At 59.3% G+C, this 21,376-nt stretch carries 20 protein-coding genes; 14 read left to right on the top strand and 6 right to left on the bottom strand.

The window, feature by feature from the left end:
* Window positions 1-13 precede the first annotated feature (13 nt).
* From E1573_RS25855 to arfB, 5 genes are all read left to right on the top strand, one after another.
* Window positions 14-754: a ScpA family protein gene (locus tag E1573_RS25855; protein ID WP_256659635.1), complete on the top strand. Its 741-nt coding sequence runs from the start codon at window positions 14-16 to the stop codon at window positions 752-754.
* Between the two features lie 14 nt (window positions 755-768).
* The gene (gene scpB, locus E1573_RS25850) at window positions 769-1,560 is read left to right on the top strand and encodes an SMC-Scp complex subunit ScpB (RefSeq protein ID WP_133217374.1); all 792 of its coding nucleotides are present in this window, start codon (window positions 769-771) and stop codon (window positions 1,558-1,560) included.
* A 99-nt stretch (window positions 1,561-1,659) separates the two neighbouring features.
* Window positions 1,660-2,727: a 23S rRNA pseudouridine(2605) synthase RluB gene (gene rluB / locus E1573_RS25845; RefSeq protein WP_133217373.1), complete on the top strand. Its 1,068-nt coding sequence runs from the start codon at window positions 1,660-1,662 to the stop codon at window positions 2,725-2,727.
* 693 nt (window positions 2,728-3,420) lie between these two features.
* Window positions 3,421-4,839 (top strand): amino acid permease, encoded by a 1,419-nt coding sequence (locus tag E1573_RS25840; protein ID WP_133217372.1) that lies wholly within the window; start codon window positions 3,421-3,423, stop codon window positions 4,837-4,839.
* 84 nt (window positions 4,840-4,923) lie between these two features.
* Window positions 4,924-5,337, top strand: coding sequence for an alternative ribosome rescue aminoacyl-tRNA hydrolase ArfB (gene arfB, locus E1573_RS25835; RefSeq protein WP_133217371.1), 414 nt, complete (start codon window positions 4,924-4,926; stop codon window positions 5,335-5,337).
* Here the strand turns inward: arfB and E1573_RS25830 are convergent.
* The 5 genes from E1573_RS25830 to phhA all read right to left on the bottom strand — a co-directional run bounded on the left by E1573_RS25830 (window position 5,331) and on the right by phhA (window position 9,379).
* Window positions 5,331-6,536 (bottom strand): MFS transporter, encoded by a 1,206-nt coding sequence (locus E1573_RS25830; protein ID WP_133217370.1) that lies wholly within the window; start codon window positions 6,534-6,536, stop codon window positions 5,331-5,333. The two genes, arfB and E1573_RS25830, sit on opposite strands and share 7 nt — an antisense overlap.
* A 99-nt stretch (window positions 6,537-6,635) precedes the next feature.
* A complete protein-coding gene (locus E1573_RS27090) occupies window positions 6,636-6,764 on the bottom strand; it encodes a hypothetical protein (RefSeq protein WP_256659625.1) in 129 nt (42 codons plus the stop codon).
* A gap of 233 nt (window positions 6,765-6,997) precedes the next feature.
* Window positions 6,998-8,191 carry an amino acid aminotransferase gene (locus E1573_RS25825; protein WP_133217369.1) on the bottom strand — a complete coding sequence of 398 codons (1,194 nt, stop codon included), beginning with the start codon at window positions 8,189-8,191 and terminating at the stop codon, window positions 6,998-7,000.
* Window positions 8,191-8,547 carry a 4a-hydroxytetrahydrobiopterin dehydratase gene (locus tag E1573_RS25820; RefSeq protein WP_133217368.1) on the bottom strand — a complete coding sequence of 119 codons (357 nt, stop codon included), beginning with the start codon at window positions 8,545-8,547 and terminating at the stop codon, window positions 8,191-8,193. The genes E1573_RS25825 and E1573_RS25820 overlap by 1 nt, the downstream gene beginning before the upstream one ends.
* 43 nt (window positions 8,548-8,590) lie before the next feature.
* The gene (gene phhA / locus E1573_RS25815; protein WP_133217367.1) at window positions 8,591-9,379 is read right to left on the bottom strand and encodes a phenylalanine 4-monooxygenase; all 789 of its coding nucleotides are present in this window, start codon (window positions 9,377-9,379) and stop codon (window positions 8,591-8,593) included.
* 292 nt (window positions 9,380-9,671) lie between these two features.
* On the opposite strand from phhA, the gene E1573_RS25810 reads away from it, so the two are divergent.
* On the top strand, window positions 9,672-11,231 hold the full coding sequence (locus tag E1573_RS25810; RefSeq protein ID WP_133217366.1) for a sigma-54-dependent transcriptional regulator: 1,560 nt from the start codon (window positions 9,672-9,674) through the stop codon (window positions 11,229-11,231).
* 119 nt (window positions 11,232-11,350) lie between these two features.
* Here E1573_RS25810 and E1573_RS25805 read toward each other — a convergent pair whose 3' ends face one another.
* Complete coding sequence (locus tag E1573_RS25805) at window positions 11,351-11,611, bottom strand: DUF2790 domain-containing protein (protein WP_133217365.1); 261 nt, start codon at window positions 11,609-11,611, stop codon at window positions 11,351-11,353.
* 403 nt (window positions 11,612-12,014) lie between these two features.
* On the opposite strand from E1573_RS25805, the gene acs reads away from it, so the two are divergent.
* The 8 genes from acs to aruF all read left to right on the top strand — a co-directional run bounded on the left by acs (window position 12,015) and on the right by aruF (window position 21,347).
* Complete coding sequence (acs, locus tag E1573_RS25800; RefSeq protein ID WP_133217364.1) at window positions 12,015-13,976, top strand: acetate--CoA ligase; 1,962 nt, start codon at window positions 12,015-12,017, stop codon at window positions 13,974-13,976.
* Window positions 13,977-14,512: 536 nt separating this feature from the next.
* Window positions 14,513-15,298 (top strand): ABC transporter substrate-binding protein, encoded by a 786-nt coding sequence (locus E1573_RS25795; RefSeq protein WP_133217363.1) that lies wholly within the window; start codon window positions 14,513-14,515, stop codon window positions 15,296-15,298.
* Between the two features lie 90 nt (window positions 15,299-15,388).
* Window positions 15,389-16,078, top strand: a complete 690-nt coding sequence (locus E1573_RS25790) for an ABC transporter permease (RefSeq protein ID WP_133217362.1) — start codon at window positions 15,389-15,391, stop codon at window positions 16,076-16,078.
* Window positions 16,075-16,773 (top strand): ABC transporter permease, encoded by a 699-nt coding sequence (locus E1573_RS25785; RefSeq protein WP_133217361.1) that lies wholly within the window; start codon window positions 16,075-16,077, stop codon window positions 16,771-16,773. The genes E1573_RS25790 and E1573_RS25785 overlap by 4 nt, the downstream gene beginning before the upstream one ends.
* A gap of 66 nt (window positions 16,774-16,839) precedes the next feature.
* Window positions 16,840-17,604 carry an ABC transporter ATP-binding protein gene (locus E1573_RS25780; RefSeq protein WP_133217360.1) on the top strand — a complete coding sequence of 255 codons (765 nt, stop codon included), beginning with the start codon at window positions 16,840-16,842 and terminating at the stop codon, window positions 17,602-17,604.
* A 98-nt stretch (window positions 17,605-17,702) separates the two neighbouring features.
* On the top strand, window positions 17,703-18,683 hold the full coding sequence (argR, locus tag E1573_RS25775) for a transcriptional regulator ArgR (protein WP_133217359.1): 981 nt from the start codon (window positions 17,703-17,705) through the stop codon (window positions 18,681-18,683).
* 290 nt (window positions 18,684-18,973) lie between these two features.
* A complete protein-coding gene (locus E1573_RS25770; RefSeq protein WP_133217358.1) occupies window positions 18,974-20,194 on the top strand; it encodes an aspartate aminotransferase family protein in 1,221 nt (406 codons plus the stop codon).
* Window positions 20,195-20,327: 133 nt separating this feature from the next.
* On the top strand, window positions 20,328-21,347 hold the full coding sequence (gene aruF, locus E1573_RS25765; protein ID WP_133217357.1) for an arginine/ornithine succinyltransferase subunit alpha: 1,020 nt from the start codon (window positions 20,328-20,330) through the stop codon (window positions 21,345-21,347).
* Window positions 21,348-21,376 lie beyond the last annotated feature (29 nt).

The following is a 21,376-nucleotide window of genomic DNA, read 5'->3' as shown; positions in this document are numbered from 1 at the left end:
TTATGGCGAAGCCATGACCGAAATGCCGGTGGACTTGTATATCCCGCCAGACGCCCTCGAAGTGTTTCTGGAGGCCTTTGAAGGCCCGCTGGACCTGCTGCTTTACCTGATCCGCAAGCAGAACATCGACATTCTCGATATCCCGGTGGCGGAAATCACTCGTCAGTACATGGGCTATGTCGAGCTGATGAAGTCGGTGCGTCTGGAGCTGGCGGCCGAGTATCTGGTCATGGCGGCCATGCTGGCAGAGATCAAATCGCGCATGCTGTTGCCGCGTTCAGCTGAGGTCGAGGAAGAAGAGGGTGATCCGCGTGCCGAGTTGATTCGCCGGTTGCAGGAGTACGAGCGCTTCAAAGCCGCCGCCGAGGGCATCGACGGGCTGAGCCGGGTGGGGCGCGAGATCATAGTGCCGCGCCTGGATGCGCCTCAGGCCAAGGCGCGTAAGCTGTTGCCAGAAGTCAGCCTGGAAGAGTTGCTGCTGTCGATGGCCGAGGTCATGCGTCGCGGTGACCTGTTCGAAAGCCATCAGGTCAGCCGCGAGGCGCTATCGACCCGTGAACGCATGAGCGAGGTGCTTGAACGGCTCAAGGGCGGCGGTTTTGTACCGTTCGTCGAGTTGTTCAGCGCAGAAGAGGGCAAGTTGGGCGTTGTGGTCACTTTCATGGCCGTTCTTGAACTGGTGAAGGAATCCTTGATCGAACTGGTGCAAAATGAGCCTTTTGCGCCGATCCACGTCCGCGCCCGGGCCGAGTGACAACGAGCAACGCCATGAACCTGAACGAACCGCGCGACCTGGCGCCCCTGCTTGAGGCCTTTTTGCTGGCCTCGGGAAAACCACAATCGCTGGAGCGGCTGTTCGAACTCTTTGAGGAGGCCGAACGCCCAGAGCCTGCGGTGTTCAAGAAAGCCCTGGAAGTGCTGCGCAAGTCCTGCAATGGTCGTGCGTTCGAACTCAAAGAAGTGGCGTCGGGTTATCGCCTGCAGATTCGTGAAGATTACGCCCCCTGGGTCGGGCGCTTGTGGGAAGAGCGTCCGCAACGTTACTCACGTGCGCTGCTGGAGACCATGGCACTGATTGCCTATCGCCAACCCATTACCCGCGGCGAAATCGAAGATGTGCGGGGTGTGGCGGTGAACAGCAATATCGTCAAAACCCTGCTGGAGCGAGAGTGGATTCGTATTGTCGGCTACCGTGAAGTCCCGGGCCGGCCAGCGATGTTCGCCACCACCAAGGCTTTTCTCGATCACTTCAACCTGAAGAACCTCGACGACCTGCCGGCCTTGGCCGAGTTGCGTGAGATGGAACCAGAGCCGGTCCCCGGGCTTGACGATGATGCGCCGGTACCGGCTCATCTGCAGGCCTTGGCCGATGAAAGCGCCGAACCGCCAGCACCTGCAGAAGAAACCAGTTTCCGCAGCCTGCTGGTCGAGCTCGACGCGATGGAAGAAGGGCTCAAGACCGACTTTGACGACCTGCTTGAAGAAGAGACCGACGCCGAAGACGCCCAGGTGCTCGACCCGGAAGCCGAATCCGCCGCCAGCCTGAAGAATTTAAGCTAGTCTCAGGTGCGCTCGGGGCGTGATCAGCGTATGATTCGCGACCTTTTTGGCGCATGTTCGCCCAATCAGTTTTCAACCATTACACCGGGAGGTGCCCAGATGAGTGATAAAGACCTGCAAGAAACCCAACCCGTGCCACCCTCAGGCGAGAAGCTGCAAAAGGTTCTCGCGCGTATCGGCGTGGGTTCGCGCCGTGATGTCGAGGCCTGGATCAGCCAGGGCCGGATCAAGGTCAACGGTGTAGACGCCACCTTGGGTCAGCGCGTCGACCTGCATGATGCCATTTCTGTCGATGGCCGCCTGATCAAGCGTGAAGAGGCAGCCGAGACTGTACGCCGGGTGATCATGTACAACAAACCCGATGGCGAAATCTGCACCCGTGACGACCCGGAGGGCCGCCCGACGGTGTTCGACCGCCTGCCACGGCCAAAAGAAGGCCGCTGGATCAACATCGGCCGCCTGGACATCAACACCACCGGCTTGCTGATGTTCACCACCGATGGTGAATTGGCCAACCGCCTGATGCACCCGTCTTACGAGATGGACCGTGAGTACGCCGTGCGTGTGCGTGGTGAAGTCGACGAAGACATGATTGCCCGCCTCAAGGCTGGTGTCGTGCTCGAAGACGGCCCGGCACGTTTCACCGATATCCAGGAAGCCCCTGGCGGTGAAGGCTTCAACCACTGGTACCACTGCGTGGTCATGGAAGGTCGCAACCGTGAGGTGCGTCGCTTGTGGGAATCCCAGGGCCTGGTGGTCAGCCGCCTGAAGCGTGTGCGTTTTGGTCCGGTGTTCCTCAACTCCGACCTGCCGATGGGCCGCTGGCGCGAAATGAGCCAGCAGGAAGTGGACATTCTCGCGGCTGAAGTGGGCCTGACGCCGGTTGCGATGCCTGCGTTGAACCACAAGACCAAGGACAAGCTGGAGCGCCTGCAGCGCAAATCCACCCGTCCATTGGGCCGTGGTGAGCGCGTGCGTACCCTGCGCCCGGCGCACGAAGGTGCTGCTGCAACTGAACGTCCGGCTCGCCAGCCGCGTGAAGAAGCACCGCGCAAAGAGGGGGGCCGTGGTCGTAGCACCGTGGCTGAGCGCCCGAGCGAGATGAACAAGCGCGGCAAGCCAGCGCCCAAGCGCCCAGGCAGCACCCGCAACAAGCCTCGCCCCTAACGCTGTAGGAGCGGGCTTGCCCCGCGATGCGATTCTGCAGATAGATCGCCGTCGCGGGGCAAGCACGCTCCCACAGGTGAAAAAGCCAACCTTCGGGTTGGCTTTTTTTGCCTGTAATTTCATTGCCTTACAGCGCTAGCTGTCAGTCATGGAAACTATTTGAACCGCCTTGTAAATAAATCGTTACAAGTTGCCCCGATGTTTATTGGCGTTTTCATCGACTGGCGCAGCTGTAAACAGAACTTGCCGGAAAAATCCGCCAAGCGGCATTTACGCACACGTCAAGTGCTTGCCCGCAAGGCGTTGGGGCGGTGAGATGTGCCCATTGCCGTGTGCAAAGCCGGGCCGGAGAGCCGGGCATTCAATAAGAACAAATGGAGGCGCCATGTACGCCGATTACCTCCCCAGGCTTCACTCTTTCCTCAGGAACGGTGCGTTTTGTCATCAGACATTCACGCAACGTGTTGACCCCTGCGCGTCTGCAGGGGTATACAATGCGCCGCGTTTTACCTGTGACCCCAATGCGTACCGCGCACTCTTGCTGACACCCGGCTGATTCACCCACGGCTTATGCCCTGGAAGGGCAGCAGTTGTCCAAGATCTTCAAGGTAACCACCTTGTTAATTCCGCTGCGCCACGAGCGCGGTGGGTCCGATTCCGTCACAGATAAAAACAACGTAGGTGACTTCGTTCATGAGTGGACAAAACTCGCATTCAGGCGAGCTGAAGCGCGGCCTGAAAAATCGCCATATCCAGTTGATTGCCCTGGGCGGCGCAATTGGTACGGGGCTGTTTCTGGGATCGGCAGGCGTGATGAAGTCGGCGGGCCCGTCGATGATTCTCGGCTACGCGATCTGTGGTTTCATCGCCTTCATGATCATGCGCCAGCTCGGCGAAATGATCGTCGAAGAGCCAGTGGCCGGTTCGTTCAGCCACTTCGCGCATAAATACTGGGGTGGTTTTGCCGGCTTCCTGTCCGGGTGGAACTGCTGGGTGTTGTACATCCTGGTCGGTATGTCGGAACTGACCGCCGTTGGTAAATATGTGCACTACTGGTGGCCGGAGATCCCGACCTGGGCCTCGGCAGCGGCGTTCTTCATCCTCATCAACGCGATCAACCTGGCCAACGTCAAGGTGTTCGGCGAGGCTGAGTTCTGGTTCGCAATCATCAAAGTGGCGGCTATTGTTGGCATGATTGCCCTGGGCAGCTACCTGCTGGTCAGTGGCAGCGGTGGCCCGCAGGCGTCGGTGAGCAACCTGTGGGAGCACGGTGGTTTCTTCCCTAACGGTGTGAGTGGCCTGGTCATGGCGCTGGCCATCATCATGTTCTCGTTCGGTGGCCTGGAAATGCTCGGCTTCACGGCAGCAGAGGCTGACAAGCCGAAAACCGTGATCCCGAAAGCGATCAATCAGGTGATCTACCGCATTCTGATTTTCTACATCGGTGCCCTGGTTGTGCTGCTGTCGCTGACCCCATGGGATAGCCTGGTGAGCAGCCTCGATGCGTCCGGTGGTACCTACGGTGCCAGCCCGTTCGTTCAAGTGTTCTCGCTGCTGGGTAGCGATGTCGCCGCACACATCCTCAACTTCGTGGTACTGACCGCGGCGCTGTCGGTGTACAACAGCGGCACCTATTGCAACGCGCGCATGCTCTACGGCATGGCCGAGCAGGGCGATGCGCCGGCAGGCCTGGCGAAGATCGACAAGCGCGGCGTACCGGTGCGTTCGATTCTGGCGTCGGCGGCTGTAACCCTGGTAGCCGTGCTGCTGAACTACTTCATCCCGCAGCACGCTCTGGAGTTGCTGATGTCGCTGGTGGTCGCGGCGCTGGTAATCAACTGGGCGATGATCAGCTACTCGCACCTCAAGTTCCGCCAGCACTTGAACAAGACCGGCCAGAAGCCGCTGTTCAAGGCGCTGTGGTACCCCTATGGCAACTACATCTGCCTGGCCTTCGTAGTGCTGATCCTGGGCATCATGCTGCAGATCCCGGGCATCCAGGTATCGGTGTATGCGATTCCGGTGTGGCTGGTGGTGATGTATGCCTGCTACGCGCTCAAGGGTAATCGCGCTGCCCGTCGCCTCCCTGAGGCAAACACTGCAACCAAGTAAGCTGCAGTGCGTTGAACAAGCCCGGCCTTGCGCCGGGCTTTTTGTTTTTACGGTATTCTCATGGCCTTATCAGGTCTGTGACGTATGTTGATCATTTCCAATACTGTGCATCTTAGCGATCAGGAGATCGAATTGACGGCTATCCGTGCCCAGGGCGCGGGTGGGCAGAACGTCAACAAGGTTTCCAGTGCCGTGCACCTGCGCTTCGACAGCCAGGCGTCGTCCTTGCCGCCGTTTTACAAAGAGCGTTTGCTGGCCCTGCGTGACAGTCGCATTACCCGTGACGGGGTCATCGTTATCAAGGCTCAGCAGTACCGCACCCAGGAACAGAACCGCGCCGACGCGCTGGAGCGCCTGCGTGAGTTGATTGTGGCGGCAGTGAAGGTCGAGAAGGCGCGCCGACCGACCCGCCCGACCCTCGGCTCGAAAACCCGGCGCCTGGATACCAAGAGCAAGCGTGGGGCGATCAAGGCCGGGCGTGGCAAGGTCGATTACTGAGGGTGTTGTGAGGCGTGGGCGGGGCGTAAGCGTGCCTGACGGTACAGGTAAAGGCTCAGCAGCAGCCCACACAGGGCGGCAATGGCGGCAAACAAAAAGATCGAGGCAAACCCGAAACCTGCAGCAATGGCGCCGGCCAGTGGCCCGGTGATGCCCAGCGACAGGTCGATAAACAGCGAATAGGCTCCCACGGCGGCACCGCGGTTGGCGGCCGGTACCAGGTTCACTGCTTCTACACCCAAAGCAGGGAACACCAGAGAAAAGCCGAAGCCGCTGAGCGCTGCACCAGCCAGCGCCAGTTCGGCGGTAGGGGCCTGCCAGAGCAGGATCAAACCTGCGGTTTCCACCGACAGGCAGGCGATGGCCACCCGGTAGCCGCCAATGCGATTGATCAGGTTGCCGAACAGCAAGCGCGCGCCGATGAAGCAGGCGCCGAACAATGTCAGGCACAGGGCCGCGTTGTTCCAGGCGTGGCTGGCGTAGTACAGGGTGATGAAGGTGGCGATGGTGCCAAAACCGATCGAGCCCAGGGCCAGGCCGGCACCGTGACCGAATACCCGCCCAAGCACATGCAGGAATGGCAGGCGTACGCCCGACACAATAGGTGCGGCGGTCTTGGGCCAAGCCAGTGCCAGGCCAAGCAGGCACAGCAGGATAATACTGGCGCCCATGCTCCATAGCCCCAGCTGCTGCACCAGTACTACGCCTAGCGGTGCGCCAATGGCCAAGGCGCCGTAGCTGGCAATGCCGTTCCAGGAGATTACCTTGGCGGTATGTTCTGCGCCCACCCGGCCGATACCCCAACCAATCGAGCCTGAACCCACCAGGCTTTCAGCGCTGCCCAGTACCAGGCGACCGATCAACAGGCTACCCAGACTCAGCCATGGAGCCTGCTGCAGCCAGGCGGAAAGCAACATGAATACGCCACTCAGGCCGCATCCCGCCAAGCCGTACAGCACTGCGCGCTTGCTGCCGAGGTTGTCGATGATGCGGCTGGCGTATGGGCGGCTGAGTAGAGTGGCCAGGTATTGCACGCTGATGACCAGGCCGGCGACTACAGCGCCAAAGCCCAGATCGTTATGCACATAGCCAGGTAGCACGGCCAAGGGGATGCCGATGTTCAGGTAGCCAATGAAGGTGAAGAGGACGATGGAGACAACTTGCAGGGTAACCGCAAGGGGGCGCGGTGCGTGAGGCATGGGCGGGGTTTCGTCAGTGAGGATTCTTGACGGTGTGAAAACGTGTTAACGGGGTAGTCCCTGCATCAGTCGTTTTCACACAGTCTGACTGTTGCGCAGTTATTCCTGGTCGGCGCTGGAGTTTTCGTCGCCGTCGTGATCAGCCTGGGCTGCTTCGGCGCTGTGAGTGGCAGGTGTCTGCTCTTCTGGGTTCAGGCTTGGGAAGGGAAGATTCGGGATTTCATGCATCTCGTCGTTCCTCGCAAGTGGTGTGGAAAGGCTGCGCAAGGCGCGCGTGGCTTTAAAAAAGCCTGTGCAGGATACAGGAGTCTGGATGACAGAATGAATTTTCCTGCTTAATGGCAGTCTCGGGGCAAGCTCACCCCGCAGGTTGCAGTCAACCTGTGGGGTGAGCGGTGGGGGCGGGCTTGCCCCGCGATTGCGATGTGTCAGATAAACCGCATCGCGGGGCAAGCCCGTTCCTACCGGCAGACGTCAGCGATAGCGGCTGCCAGTGCGCCCAGGCGAGTGGCATCGGCGCCAGCGATGTTCGCCCGGCCTGTGCCGACCATGTACACGCTGTGCCGGTCACGCAGTTGCTTGACCTGCTCCGGCGACAGGCCGGTGTAGGAGAACATGCCACGTTGCGCGGCAATGTGTGCGAAGCGTTCGCTCAAGTCATGAGGTGCCAATGCCTCGACCAAGCCTGTACGCAGCTCGGCAATGCGTTGGCGCATGGCCTCGACTTCTTCAACCCACAGCTGTTTGAGCGCAGCATCGCCGAGAATCAGGGCAACCACCGCTGCACCGTGATCCGGTGGGGTCGACCACAGGTTGCGTGCCAGCAAGGCCAGTTGGCTGCGTACATCCAGCAGCTTCTCGGCATCGTGGCTGCACACCAGCAGCGCACCGGTGCGGTCGCGGTACAGGCCGAAGTTCTTCGAGCAAGAGCTGGTGATCAATAGCTCGGGCAGTTCGGCCGCAAATAGCCGGACGGCCCAGGCGTCTTGTTCCAAACCGTCGCCAAAGCCCTGGTAGGCGAAGTCGATCAGCGGCAGCAGCTCACGGCGGCGAACCACGTCCAGCACCGCGCGCCAGTCATCCTGAGACAGATCGAAGCCGGTCGGGTTGTGGCAGCAGGCATGCAGCAGCACCACGTCGCCCTTGGGGGCGGCTTCCAGAGCGGCCAGCATGCCGCTGACGTCGAGGCGGTTGTCCGCGCCGACGTAAGGGTAGTGGCTGACCTTGAGGCCGGCACCGGCGAAGATGGTTTCGTGAATTGGCCAGGTCGGGTTGCTCAACCAGATACCACGGCCCGGCAGGCAGTGTTCGATGAACTCTGCGGCCAGGCGCAAGGCGCCGGTGCCGCCCGGTGTCTGGGTGGCGCCTGCACGGCGGCTGGTCAGCAATGGCGATTGGCTGCCAAGCACCAGCTCACTGATCAGGCGACCGAAGTCGGCATCGCCATGACCACCGACATAGCTCTTGCTCGACTGTTGGTCGAGCAGGCGCTGTTCGGCGAGTTTGACCGCTGCCGGCACTGGCGTCAGGCCCTGGGCGTCTTTGAATACACCCACGCCCAGGTCGAACTTGTTTGGGTTGCTGTCGTTGGCGTAAGCCTCCATCAGTCCCAGAATCGGATCACCCGGTACGCGCCCAATCGCGTCAAAGTGCATTACTTGCGACCTTCGGCGGTTTTGGCGACCTCGTCGGTGCGGGCGGCCATGATGAAGTCGTTGCGGTGCAGGCCTTTGATCGAGTGGCTCCACCAGGTCACGGTGACTTTGCCCCATTCGGTCAGCAGGCCTGGGTGGTGGCCTTCAGCTTCAGAAATGTCGCCAACAGCGTTGGTGAAGGCCAGGGCGTGCTTGAAATTCTTGAACAGGAAGACTTTTTCCAGCTGCATGATGCCGTCACGGACTTCGATGTTCCAATCCGGGATCTGCTTGATCAGTACCGGCAGTTCTTCGTCGCTGACCTGTGGAGCATCGGCACGGCAGGCTTCGCAGTGGGCTTGGTTCAAGGCGTTCATAAGGTTTTCCGCAAGTGGTTTGTTATTGGTGTGCAAAGGGTGCTCAGGCAGCAACCTTAGGTGGAAATTTCGGTGCGTGCAGGCCCATCTTCATGGCTGTGTGAACCATGCCCATGATGTCTTCGTGGGCCAGGTCGAACAGGCGCTTAAGGTTCGGAAGGGCAAAGTACAGCGGCTGCAGGATGTCGATGCGATACGGCGTGCGCATGGCTTCCAGTGGGTCGAAGGCCTGGTGTTCCGGCTCGTCAGACAGGCAGTAGACCGTTTCTTTTGGCGAAGAAAGAATGCCGCCGCCGTAGATCTTGCGACCGTGCGGGGTATCGACCAGGCCGAACTCGATGGTCATCCAGTAGAGGCGAGCCAGGTACACGCGCTCTTCTTTGGTGGCTTGCAGGCCGAGTTTGCCGTAGGTGTGGGTGAATTCAGCGAACCACGGGTTGGTCAGCAGCGGGCAGTGGCCGAAGATCTCGTGGAAAATATCCGGTTCTTGCAGGTAGTCGAGCTCTTCGCGGGTACGAATGAAGGTCGCCACCGGAAAGCGCTTGCTGGCCAGCAGTTCGAAAAAGGTCTGGAAAGGAATCAGTGCAGGCACGCGGGCGACTTGCCAGCCGGTGGTGGCGCCCAGCACTTTGTTGATTTCGCCCAACTGTGGGATGCGGTCGTGGGGCAGGCCCAGTTGTTCGATGCCGTCCAGGTATTCCTGGCATGCACGGCCCTCGATCACTTTCAGTTGGCGGGTAATCAGGGTATTCCACACCGCGTGTTCTTCTTGCGGGTAGTCGATAAACCCTTGCGCATCGGGCTCGCGGGCCACGTATTGCGTCTGTTTCATACTGCTCTCCTGCTGAGGGCCATTCTTGTTATGTGTTCAAGCCGTTGCTTAAGAGATAACCCGCAGCGTTGCACTTTGCATCGCTACGGCAGGGGGTAGGACTGGCGAAGTGGGGTGTTTTCTGTAACGATTATTTTACGAATTCGGCAGAGGGCTGAAATATCGAGGGGTAATCACCCTCGGCATTAGGCTTTTTGTCACGTAATCTTTACGAAAATTCTGCCGGGTTGGTAAAAAACTGCCAGTCCGGCAGCTGCCACGCCGCGTTCCAGACCTATTTGTAGGACATTTCATGCGTATCAAAGTGCATTGCCAAAACCGCATCGGCATCTTGCGCGACATCCTCAACCTGCTGGTGGAGTACGGTATCAACGTCGCTCGCGGCGAGGTCGGCGGGGAGCACGGCAATGCCATTTATCTGCACTGCCCGAACCTGATCAATCTGCAGTTCCAGGCTTTACGGCCCAAGTTCGAATCCATTGCCGGGGTATTTGGGGTCAAGCGTGTGGGGCTGATGCCCAGCGAGCGACGGCACATGGAGCTCAATGCTTTGCTCGGAGCGCTGGATTTTCCGGTGTTGTCGATTGACATGGGCGGCTCCATCGTCGCGGCCAACCGCGCGGCGGCGCAGTTGCTTGGGGTGAGGGTGGATGAGGTGCCGGGTATTCCGCTGTCGCGCTATGCCGAAGATTTCGACCTGCCGGAGCTGGTGCGCGCCAACAAGTCGCGCATCAATGGCCTGCGGGTCAAGGTCAAGGGGGATGTGTTTCTGGCCGATATTGCGCCACTACAATCCGAACACGACGACAGCGAAGCGCTGGCGGGCGCCGTGTTGACCCTGCACCGTGCCGACCGTATTGGCGAGCGTATCTATAACGTGCGAAAGCAGGAGCTGCGGGGCTTTGACAGCATCTTCCAGAGTTCGCGGGTGATGGCGGCGGTGGTGCGCGAGGCGCGGCGCATGGCGCCGCTGGATGCGCCGTTGTTGATTGAGGGAGAGACCGGCACCGGCAAGGAGTTGCTGGCGCGAGCCTGTCACCTGGCCAGCCCGCGTGGGCAGGCGCCGTTGATGGCGCTCAATTGCGCCGGCCTGCCTGAATCCATGGCCGAGACTGAGTTGTTTGGCTATGGCCCGGGTGCTTTCGAGGGGGCGCGGGCCGAAGGCAAGTTGGGGCTGCTGGAGCTGACGGCCGGAGGCACGCTGTTTCTTGATGGCGTTGGTGAGATGAGCCCGCGCTTGCAGGTCAAGTTGTTGCGCTTTCTGCAAGATGGCTGCTTCCGTCGGGTGGGCAGCGATGAAGAAGTGTATCTGGACGTGCGGGTGATCTGCGCAACCCAGGTCGACCTGTCGGAGCTGTGCGCGCGGGGGGAGTTCCGTCAGGACCTTTACCATCGCCTGAACGTCCTTTCTCTGCATATTCCACCGCTGCGCGAGTGCCTGGATGGCTTGCCGCCGCTGGTTGAGCACTTTCTCGATCAGGCCAGCCGCCAGATCGGCTGCTCATTGCCGCGCCTGGCACCGGCGGCCATGGAGCGTCTGAGCCAGTATCACTGGCCGGGCAATGTGCGTCAGTTGGAAAACGTGTTGTTCCAGGCGGTGTCGCTGTGTGATGGCGGGGTAGTCAAGGCAGAGCATATTCGCTTGCCGGATTATGGTGCGCGTCAACCTTTGGGCGAGTTTTCCCTGGAGGGTGATTTGAGCGAGATTGTCGGGCGCTTCGAAAAGGCGGTGCTGGAACAACTGACGAGTGAATTCCCGAGCAGTCGGGCGTTAGGAAAGCGGCTCGGTGTTTCACATACCACGATCGCCAACAAGTTACGCGAACATGGTGTCGGCAAGTCGGCAGAATAACAGGGATAAAGTTTCAGGCTTATCGGCGGAAGTTGTTGCGGATAACGAGGGGATTCTGATTATTTGAACCGCGCGCCTCGGTCAGAGCGATCGAGGCGCGGCGAGCGGTAATCGTTTGATTATCCGTTGGAGCAACCGTTGCCCATCACACGGTACTCAAGAATATGCCGTTGGCCCTGCGAGTCTTCATAGGTCATGCGCGCAGGCACCACTTCGCAGACGTTCGGGACTTCGCTCATGGAGATGACTTTGGCGATGTCCAGATGTTGCGAGTAACTGTACTGTTCAACCGGAATCTGCTCGGCGTCGCCATTTGCAACTTCGTCGGCCAACGCCACGCTGCAAACACTGCCAAGTGCCAATGCCAGTAAAGCTTTCATTTTCATTTTACCTGTCTAAGGTCGTAAGGGGGTGCGCGGCACTTGTGGCGCCGCGTGTACTACTAAAGTTCAACTATCAGGGGAATCTCGGGATTAACGGCCTTCGTGGGGGCTGTATAACTAGTTAATCGCGATGCCGTTGCTGGCGAAGTGGATTTTAGAGAGGGGCGTGTGTCTTAAACAGATGACGTTTTGATAAACACTTTTAGCAAAAACTGTAACAATCGCTTTCTTGACAATAGGGAAATATATTTTTTGGTGCTGATGCCCGGTCTTGAGCCTGCGGTCAATTGCGCAGGCGCAAATGAGTCTGGTGTTACTACCAACGTCGAATGGTCGACGAGGTCTGGTACAGTTACAACGAGGTCATACAAAAACAACTATTACACCGAGGTAGATAAAGATGAGTGCGGCTCCCCTGTATCCCGTTCGTCCCGAGGTTGCGGCCACCACGCTGACTGATGAGGCGACCTACAAGGCCATGTACCAGCAGTCGGTGATCAACCCGGACGGCTTCTGGCGTGAGCAGGCTCAGCGCCTTGACTGGATCAAGCCTTTTACCAAGGTCAAGCAAACCTCCTTCGACGACCACCATGTCGATATCAAGTGGTTTGCCGACGGCACTCTGAACGTCTCCTACAACTGCCTGGATCGCCACTTGGCCGAGCGTGGTGATCAGGTTGCAATTATCTGGGAAGGTGATGACCCTTCCGAACACCGCAACATTACCTACCGCGAATTGCACGAACAGGTGTGCAAGTTTGCCAACGCCCTGCGTGGTCAGGATGTACACCGTGGTGATGTGGTCACCATTTATATGCCGATGATTCCCGAAGCGGTCGTGGCCATGCTGGCCTGTGCTCGTATCGGTGCGATTCACTCGGTGGTATTCGGTGGTTTCTCCCCTGAAGCACTGGCCGGACGCATCATCGACTGTAAGTCGAAAGTGGTAATCACCGCTGATGAAGGTCTGCGTGGAGGCCGCCGTACGCCGCTCAAGGCCAATGTCGACCTGGCCCTGACCAACCCGGAAACCGCCAGCGTGCAAAAGATCATCGTGTGCAAGCGCACCGGTGGCGACATTGCCTGGCACCAGCATCGCGATATCTGGTACGAAGACCTGATGAAGGTCGCCTCCAGCCATTGCGCACCGAAAGAAATGGGCGCCGAAGAAGCACTGTTCATCCTCTACACCTCGGGTTCTACCGGCAAGCCCAAGGGCGTGTTGCACACCACGGGTGGCTACCTGGTGTATGCCGCGCTGACCCATGAGCGTGTATTCGATTACCGTCCGGGTGAAGTCTACTGGTGCACCGCTGACGTCGGCTGGGTCACCGGTCACAGCTACATTGTCTATGGCCCGCTGGCCAATGGCGCGACTACGGTGCTGTTCGAGGGTGTGCCGAACTATCCGGACATCACTCGTGTGTCGAAGATCATCGACAAGCATAAGGTCAATATTCTCTACACCGCACCAACGGCGATCCGCGCGATGATGGCTGAAGGTCAAGCGGCGGTGGCCGGTGCTGATGGCTCCAGCCTGCGTCTGTTGGGTTCGGTGGGTGAGCCGATCAACCCGGAAGCCTGGAACTGGTACTACCAGACTGTCGGTAAAGAGCGCTGCCCGATCGTCGATACCTGGTGGCAGACTGAAACCGGTGGCGTGCTGATCAGCCCGCTGCCAGGTGCTACCGCGCTGAAGCCAGGTTCGGCGACCCGCCCGTTCTTTGGCGTAGTGCCTGCGTTGGTCGACAACCTGGGGAACCTGATCGATGGCGCTGCCGAAGGTAACCTGGTGATTCTGGATTCCTGGCCGGGCCAGTCGCGTTCGCTGTATGGCGACCACGACCGTTTCGTCGACACCTACTTCAAGACCTTCCGTGGCATGTACTTCACTGGTGACGGTGCGCGTCGCGACGAAGACGGCTACTACTGGATCACCGGTCGCGTGGATGACGTGCTCAACGTTTCCGGGCACCGTATGGGGACCGCTGAAATTGAAAGCGCCATGGTTGCCCATCCGAAGGTGGCCGAAGCTGCAGTGGTTGGTGTGCCGCACGACATCAAGGGGCAGGGCATCTATGTGTACGTCACCCTCAACGGTGGCGAAGAGCCGAGCGAAGCGCTGCGCCTGGAGCTGAAGAATTGGGTGCGCAAGGAAATTGGCCCGATTGCCTCGCCGGACGTCATTCAGTGGGCGCCAGGCCTGCCGAAGACGCGCTCGGGCAAGATCATGCGCCGCATCCTGCGCAAGATTGCCACCGCTGAGTACGATGCGCTGGGTGATATTTCGACCCTGGCTGATCCGAGTGTGGTGCAGCATTTGATTGATACGCACAAGTCGATGAACTTGGCTTCGGCCTAAGCAAGCGTCGCGGGGCAAGCCCGCTCCCACAGTCTGTAGGAGCGGGCTTGCCCCGCGATCAGGTTCAATTGACAAGCCCCGCCTGGCGGGGCTTTGTGCTTTCTGTTACTTCGACAATCATCGGTAACCCTAATTGTCACCGACGATGCCCTGCAACGGGGCCCTGGGAAACGTTTCGCCCGCAAGTGGTGCGTGCGCTCGCCCATTTTAAATCTGCTGAAACGCTACGCTTGCCGGATTAGAAGGCTTTGCCAATAATAGGCCCGCTTATTGCTTCAGTTATTGGTTATTTGTCTTTTTGCTTTTGCATATTCCGTGAAATCTGTCAATATCCCCGCCCCCGCGTTCCTGCGCTTCTGTAACTAGTTGTCGCATTGAAGAAATATCGGCTTCGGAGCTGTCGCTAAAATGCCGATCACTCACTCGTCGTGTTGTCAGAGCTTTCGACTACGCTACGCAGTTCGCGTTGTACCCATTCGCATGTCAGGCAATTGATACCCATTGCCTGGTATTGCCCTTTAACGATGGAGTTCCAGATGAAGAAACTCGCACTGCTTGGCGCACTGGCGCTGTCCGTGTTTTCCCTGGCATCGCTGGCTGATGAGAAACCGCTGAAAATCGGTATCGAGGCCGCCTACCCACCGTTCGCCTCGAAAGCGCCAGACGGCAGTATCGTCGGCTTCGACTACGACATCGGCAACGCCCTGTGTGAAGAGATGAAAGTCAAATGTACCTGGGTTGAGCAAGAGTTCGACGGCCTGATCCCGGCACTGAAAGTTCGCAAGATCGACGCCATCCTGTCGTCCATGTCGATCACTGAAGATCGCAAGAAGTCGGTGGACTTCACCGGCAAGTACTACCTGACCCCAGCGCGTCTGGTGATGAAGGAAGGTACTACTGTCAGCGACAGCCTGGCTGAACTCAGTGGCAAGAAAATCGGCGTGCAGCGCGGTTCGATCCACGACCGCTTTGCCAAGGAAGTGCTGGCTCCTCAAGGCGCCACCATCGTTCCTTACGGCACCCAGAACGAGATCTACCTGGACGTCGCAGCCGGCCGCCTGGATGGCACCGTGGCCGATGCTACGCTGCTTGAAGATGGCTTCCTCAAGACAGACGCCGGCAAAGGCTTTGCCTTCGTTGGCCCTTCGTTCACCGACGTGAAGTACTTCGGTGACGGCGTCGGTATTGCCGTGCGCAAGGGCGACAAAGCCAACCTGGATCGTCTGAATGCTGCCATCGCGGCCATCCGCGCCAATGGCAAGTACAAGCAGATTCAGGACAAGTACTTCAACTTCGACATCTACGGCCCTGAAGCCAAGTAAATCGTCGACGTTTCACCTGTGTAATGGTGCAAGCAGCAGAGACTCTGAGGTTTGCACCATTTTTTCATCCCTAAGGTCGAGGACCTCATCATGTTGAAAGGCTACGGGGCAGTTATCCTCGACGGCGTGTGGCTTACGCTGCAGCTTGCCTTGTCGTCCATGGCCCTGGCCATTGTACTCGGCCTTATCGGTGTGGCCTTGCGCCTGTCGCCAGTGCGCTGGCTGGCCTGGCTGGGCGATCTGTACTCCACGGTAATCCGCGGAATTCCCGATCTGGTGTTGATCCTGCTGATTTTCTACGGCGGTCAAGACTTGCTCAATCGTGTGGCACCGCTGCTCGGTTACGACGATTACATCGATCTCAATCCGCTGATGGCGGGGATCGGTACCCTGGGCTTCATTTTTGGTGCCTACCTTTCGGAAACCTTCCGTGGCGCGTTCATGGCCATTCCCAAGGGGCAGGCCGAAGCCGGTGTGGCCTACGGCATGAGCAACCTGCAGGTGTTCTTCCGGGTCATGGTGCCGCAAATGATTCGCCTGGCGATTCCAGGCTTCACCAACAACTGGCTGGTCCTGACCAAGGCTACGGCACTGATTTCGGTGGTCGGCCTGCAGGACATGATGTTCAAGGCCAAGCAGGCGGCAGATGCCACCCGTGAGCCTTTCACCTTCTTCCTGGCGGTCGCGGCCCTGTACCTGGTCATTACCAGTGTCTCGCTGCTGGCCCTGCGTTACCTTGAGAAGCGCTACTCGGTTGGCGTAAGGGCGGCTGAACTATGATTTTTGACTACAACGTCGTCTGGGAGGCAATGCCGCTGTACCTGAGCGGTTTGCTGACCACGCTCAAGTTGCTGGCGCTGTCGCTGTTCTTCGGATTGCTGACGGCCATTCCGCTGGGGTTGATGCGAGTGTCGAAGCAGCCACTGGTCAACCTGATCGCCTGGCTCTACACCTATGTGATCCGCGGTACACCGATGTTGGTGCAGCTGTTCCTGATCTACTACGGCCTGGCACAGTTCGAGGCGGTGCGGGATAGCTTCCTGTGGCCATGGTTGTCGAGTGCAACCTTCTGTGCGTGCCTGGCCTTTGCCATCAACACCAGTGCCTACACTGCAGAAATCATCGCCGGTAGCCTCAAGGCCACTCCGCATGGCGAGATCGAGGCGGCCAAGGCGGTGGGTATGTCGCGGGTCAAGATGTACCGTCGCATTCTGTTGCCATCGGCGCTGCGCCGCGCGCTGCCGCAGTACAGCAACGAAGTGATCATGATGCTGCAGACCACCAGTCTGGCGTCGATCGTTACCTTGATCGACATCACTGGTGCGGCACGTACGGTCAACGCCCAGTACTACCTGCCGTTCGAAGCCTACATCACCGCCGGCGTGTTCTACCTGTGCCTGACGTTCATTCTGGTGCGCCTGTTCAAGTTGGCCGAGCGTCGCTGGCTCGGCTACATGGCGCCGCGCAAGGCCTGAGGCCTGCGGTAACTTTTTTGCCCTGGGCGTGAGCTCAAGACTGACAGCTTTGTGAGAACCGACAGCATGTACAAACTTCAAGTCCAAGACCTGCATAAACGCTATGGCAGCCACGAAGTGCTCAAGGGCGTGTCCCTGGCGGCGAAAGCGGGCGACGTGATCAGCATCATCGGCTCCAGCGGTTCGGGCAAGAGTACTTTCCTGCGCTGCATCAACCTGCTTGAGCAGCCGCATGCTGGCAAGATTCTGCTCAACAATGAAGAACTCAAGCTGGTGGCAAACAAGGATGGCGCGCTCAAGGCTGCCGATCCCAAGCAGTTGCAGCGCATGCGCTCGCGCCTGTCGATGGTATTCCAGCACTTCAACCTGTGGTCGCACATGACGGCGCTGGAAAACATCATCGAAGCACCGGTTCACGTGCTGGGCATGTCGAAGAAGGATGCGCTGGAAAAAGCCGAGCATTACCTGGCCAAGGTTGGTGTTGCGCATCGTAAAGATGCCTATCCTGGACACATGTCCGGTGGTGAGCAGCAGCGTGTGGCGATTGCCCGCGCACTGGCCATGGAGCCGGAAGTCATGCTGTTCGACGAGCCAACTTCAGCGCTGGACCCCGAACTGGTGGGCGACGTGCTCAAGGTCATGCAGTCGCTGGCTCAGGAAGGTCGGACCATGGTGGTGGTGACCCACGAGATGGGCTTTGCCCGTGAGGTGTCGAACCAGTTGGTGTTCCTGCACAAAGGTCTGGTGGAAGAGAGCGGCAATCCGCGTGAGGTGCTGGTCAATCCGCAATCCGAGCGTCTGCAGCAGTTCCTGTCGGGCAGCCTGAAGTAAGATTGCTGTTTTGCACCAAAATGGGTCATGCTGCGAATCATTCGCAGCATGACCAGGCTTTGTCTTCTTGACTTCTCTCAGGTTCCGGACCGCACCCCATGACCACCCAACGCATCGGTTTTCTCATCTGGCCTAGTACCAAAGCGCTGACCCTGGCGCTGGCCGAAGAGGTCCTGCGGGTAGCCCAGCGCGTGCACCCGGACGTGGTCTACGAGTTGTCGTTCCTGCAGGCCGAGCCTCCGCTCGAGGGTGCCTGGCGCCTGCCGGGTGAGCCATGGGCCGGGCGCCTGGAGGGTTGCCAGAAGCTGCTTTTGCTCGCTGATGAACCGCCGCAGGCCGTGGCGCCAGGGCTGGCCAGTGCGCTCAAGCAATTGGCGCGTGCCGGTTGTGTGGTCGGCGGCCTGTCGGCAGGTGTCTATCCGCTGGCTCAGCTGGGCTTGCTCGACGGTTATCGCGCAGCGGTGCACTGGCGCTGGCAGGATGACTTTGCCGAGCGTTTCCCCAAGGTAATTGCCACCAGTCATCTGTTTGACTGGGATCGTGATCGCCTGACCGCTTGCGGTGGCATGTCGGTGATCGATTTGTTGCTGGCGGTATTGGCCCGCGATCATGGTGCGGAGCTGGCCGGGGCGGTGTCGGAAGAGTTGGTGGTCGAGCGTATTCGTGAAGGCGGCGAGCGTCAGCGCATTCCGCTGCAGAATCGTCTGGGCTCTAGCCACCCGAAACTGACCCAGGCTGTACTGTTGATGGAGGCCAACATTGAAGAGCCGTTGACCACCGATGAAATTGCCCAGCATGTGTGCGTTTCGCGGCGTCAGTTGGAGCGGATCTTCAAGCAGTACCTCAATCGCGTGCCAAGCCAGTATTACCTTGAGCTGCGCTTGAACAAAGCGCGGCAGATGCTGATGCAAACCAGCAAGTCGATCATTCAGATCGGTTTGTCCTGCGGCTTCTCGTCGGGCCCGCATTTCTCCAGTGCCTATCGCAACTTCTTTGGCGCAACGCCACGGGAAGATCGTAATCAGCGACGAAGCAGCAGCCCCTTCGAATTGTCATCGGTGCCTGCCGAGCGCGGTTAATCAGTTGGCGGCACTTCTGTAGGAGCGGGCTTGCCCCGCGATACCGGTGTAATAGATAGATCCCGATCGTGGGGCAAGCCCGCTCCTACAGATAGTTCTGTGCTCGTCTCCCGCACCGTTTAAACTGCGCCTTTGCGACCCTATTTGTCGCATTGCCGAAAGCCTTGGTAAAACAGGGTTGGGCGCTATAACAAGTTGTCGCTTGGCGACAATGTCAGGCGCCGATCTGTCCTTACAATCCCCCCATCGCTCGCCAGTTCCAGGCAGGCGTTCCTCTTCAGGAGACTCCGATGTCCGTTGAGCAAGCTCCGGTGCAACGCGCCGATTTCGACCAGGTAATGGTTCCCAATTACGCACCGGCGGCTTTTATCCCCGTTCGTGGTGCGGGCTCCCGAGTCTGGGATCAGTCGGGCCGCGAGCTGATCGACTTCGCGGGCGGGATTGCCGTGAACGTATTGGGTCATGCACACCCGGCGCTGGTCGGCGCACTGACCGAGCAGGCCAATAAGCTGTGGCACGTGTCGAACGTGTTCACCAACGAGCCGGCCCTGCGCCTGGCCCACAAGCTGGTCGATGCGACCTTCGCTGAGCGTGCATTTTTCTGTAACTCCGGCGCTGAAGCGAACGAAGCTGCTTTCAAGCTGGCCCGTCGTGTTGCCCATGACCGTTTCGGCCCTGAAAAGCACGAGATCATCGCCACCGTTAACAGCTTCCACGGTCGTACCCTGTTCACCGTGAGCGTCGGCGGCCAGCCGAAGTATTCCGATGGTTTCGGCCCGAAGATCACCGGTATCAGCCATGTGCCGTACAACGATCTGGAAGCGCTGAAGGCGCAGATTTCCGACAAGACCTGCGCCGTGGTGATCGAGCCGATTCAGGGCGAGAGCGGTGTGGTTCCGGCCGATGTCGCTTACCTGCAAGGCGCTCGTGAACTGTGCGACAAGCACAACGCGCTGCTGATTTTTGACGAAGTGCAAACCGGCGTAGGCCGTACCGGCGAGCTGTTCGCCTACATGCATTACGGCGTGACCCCAGACATCCTCTCCAGCGCCAAGAGCCTGGGCGGCGGCTTCCCGATTGGCGCGATGCTGACCACCGAAGCCCTGGCCAAGCACCTGACCGTTGGCACCCACGGCACCACCTACGGCGGTAACCCGCTGGCGTGCGCCGTGGCCAATGCGGTCATGGATGTGGTCAACACCCCTGAGGTGCTGGAGGGCGTCAAGGCCAAGCACCAGAAGTTCAAAGCCCGCCTGGAACAGATCGGCGAGAAATACGGCTTGTTCACCCAGGTGCGTGGTATTGGCTTGCTGATTGGTTGCGTGCTGAGCGATGCCTGGAAAGGCAAGGCCAAAGACGTGTTCAACGCCGCCGAGAAAGAAGGCTTGATGGTCCTGCAGGCCGGCCCGGACGTGGTGCGTTTCGCTCCGAGCCTGGTGGTCGAAGATGCCGACATCGACGAAGGCCTGGATCGCTTCGAGCGTGCTGCCGCAACACTGACCCAGGCCTGATTGGCGCCTGTGGTCCTTTCATCGGCCCTGCGGGGCCGGTGAATCCGAATTTCAGAGCACGTGCCCAGCGGGCGCTTGCTGTTTTTTTCTGTGCCAGCAGTGGCTGGCCTGTTTTCCCGAAAGGAGTGACACCATGCTGGTGATGCGCCCCGCGCAAATGGCTGATCTGGGCGAAGTACAGCGTCTGGCAGCGGACAGCCCCATCGGTGTCACGTCCTTGCCGGATGATGCCGGTCGTCTGAGCGACAAGATCGCCGCCTCGGAGACGTCGTTTGCGGCCGAGGTCAGTTTCAATGGTGAAGAAAGCTATTTCTTCGTCCTTGAAGACAGCGACACCGGCAAGTTGGTCGGCTGTTCGGCCATCGTTGCCTCGGCCGGTTATTCCGAGCCGTTCTACAGCTTTCGTAACGAAACCTTTGTGCATGCTTCACGCGAGCTGAAGATCCACAACAAGATCCATGTGCTCTCGCAGTGCCATGACCTGACCGGCAACAGCTTGCTGACCAGTTTCTACGTGCTGCCAGAGCTGGTTGGCACTGGTTGGTCGGAGCTTAACTCCCGTGGTCGCTTGCTGTTTATGGCGGCGCACCCTGAGCGTTTCGCCGATTCGGTGGTCACCGAAATCGTCGGTTACAGCGATGAAAGCGGCGACTCGCCGTTTTGGGATGCTATCGGGCGCAACTTCTTCGACCTCAACTATGCCGAGGCCGAGCGCCTGTGTGGCCTGAAGAGCCGGACCTTCCTGGCCGAGTTGATGCCGCATTACCCGATCTACGTGCCATTGCTGCCGGATGCCGCACAAGAGGCCATGGGCCAGGTTCACCCGCGCGCGCAGATCACCTTCGACATCCTGATGCGCGAAGGCTTCGAGACTGATCATTACATCGATATTTTCGACGGTGGCCCGACCTTGCATGCACGGGTGTCGAGTATCCGCTCCATTGCCCAGAGCCGCGTGGTGCCGGTCAAGCTCGACAGCACGGTGGTCAAGGGCGGGCGGCCTTACCTGGTTTGCAATGGCCAGTTGCAGGACTACCGCGCGGTACTGCTGGAGCTGGACTGGGTGCCGGGTAAGCCGGTAACCCTGAGTCTTGAAGCAGCCGAAGCCCTTGGCGTCGGTGAAGGCGCCAGTGTGCGTCTGGTAGCGGTTTGATCCCTGCGGTTCGATAACCGAGCACCCAG

Source organism: Pseudomonas sp. H9 (genome assembly GCF_004353925.1).
Classification (GTDB): domain Bacteria; phylum Pseudomonadota; class Gammaproteobacteria; order Pseudomonadales; family Pseudomonadaceae; genus Aquipseudomonas.
Note: the sequence above shows the minus strand (reverse complement) of the source record. Positions and strands in the feature narration are given on the sequence as shown.

Coding starts and splice junctions, on each gene's coding strand:
- acs (WP_133217364.1), top strand. CDS start 12,015: ATGAGTGCGGCTCCCCTGTATCCCGTTCGTCCCGAGGTTGCGGCCACC.
- E1573_RS25825 (WP_133217369.1), bottom strand. CDS start 8,191: ATGCACTTTGACGCGATTGGGCGCGTACCGGGTGATCCGATTCTGGGA.
- arfB (WP_133217371.1), top strand. CDS start 4,924: ATGTTGATCATTTCCAATACTGTGCATCTTAGCGATCAGGAGATCGAA.
- E1573_RS25795 (WP_133217363.1), top strand. CDS start 14,513: ATGAAGAAACTCGCACTGCTTGGCGCACTGGCGCTGTCCGTGTTTTCC.
- E1573_RS25820 (WP_133217368.1), bottom strand. CDS start 8,547: ATGAACGCCTTGAACCAAGCCCACTGCGAAGCCTGCCGTGCCGATGCT.
- E1573_RS25855 (WP_256659635.1), top strand. CDS start 14: ATGACCGAAATGCCGGTGGACTTGTATATCCCGCCAGACGCCCTCGAA.
- E1573_RS25770 (WP_133217358.1), top strand. CDS start 18,974: ATGTCCGTTGAGCAAGCTCCGGTGCAACGCGCCGATTTCGACCAGGTA.
- E1573_RS25805 (WP_133217365.1), bottom strand. CDS start 11,611: ATGAAAGCTTTACTGGCATTGGCACTTGGCAGTGTTTGCAGCGTGGCG.
- E1573_RS25780 (WP_133217360.1), top strand. CDS start 16,840: ATGTACAAACTTCAAGTCCAAGACCTGCATAAACGCTATGGCAGCCAC.
- E1573_RS27090 (WP_256659625.1), bottom strand. CDS start 6,764: ATGCATGAAATCCCGAATCTTCCCTTCCCAAGCCTGAACCCAGAAGAG.
- E1573_RS25790 (WP_133217362.1), top strand. CDS start 15,389: ATGTTGAAAGGCTACGGGGCAGTTATCCTCGACGGCGTGTGGCTTACG.
- rluB (WP_133217373.1), top strand. CDS start 1,660: ATGAGTGATAAAGACCTGCAAGAAACCCAACCCGTGCCACCCTCAGGC.
- E1573_RS25810 (WP_133217366.1), top strand. CDS start 9,672: ATGCGTATCAAAGTGCATTGCCAAAACCGCATCGGCATCTTGCGCGAC.
- E1573_RS25840 (WP_133217372.1), top strand. CDS start 3,421: ATGAGTGGACAAAACTCGCATTCAGGCGAGCTGAAGCGCGGCCTGAAA.
- argR (WP_133217359.1), top strand. CDS start 17,703: ATGACCACCCAACGCATCGGTTTTCTCATCTGGCCTAGTACCAAAGCG.
- aruF (WP_133217357.1), top strand. CDS start 20,328: ATGCTGGTGATGCGCCCCGCGCAAATGGCTGATCTGGGCGAAGTACAG.
- phhA (WP_133217367.1), bottom strand. CDS start 9,379: ATGAAACAGACGCAATACGTGGCCCGCGAGCCCGATGCGCAAGGGTTT.
- scpB (WP_133217374.1), top strand. CDS start 769: ATGAACCTGAACGAACCGCGCGACCTGGCGCCCCTGCTTGAGGCCTTT.
- E1573_RS25830 (WP_133217370.1), bottom strand. CDS start 6,536: ATGCCTCACGCACCGCGCCCCCTTGCGGTTACCCTGCAAGTTGTCTCC.
- E1573_RS25785 (WP_133217361.1), top strand. CDS start 16,075: ATGATTTTTGACTACAACGTCGTCTGGGAGGCAATGCCGCTGTACCTG.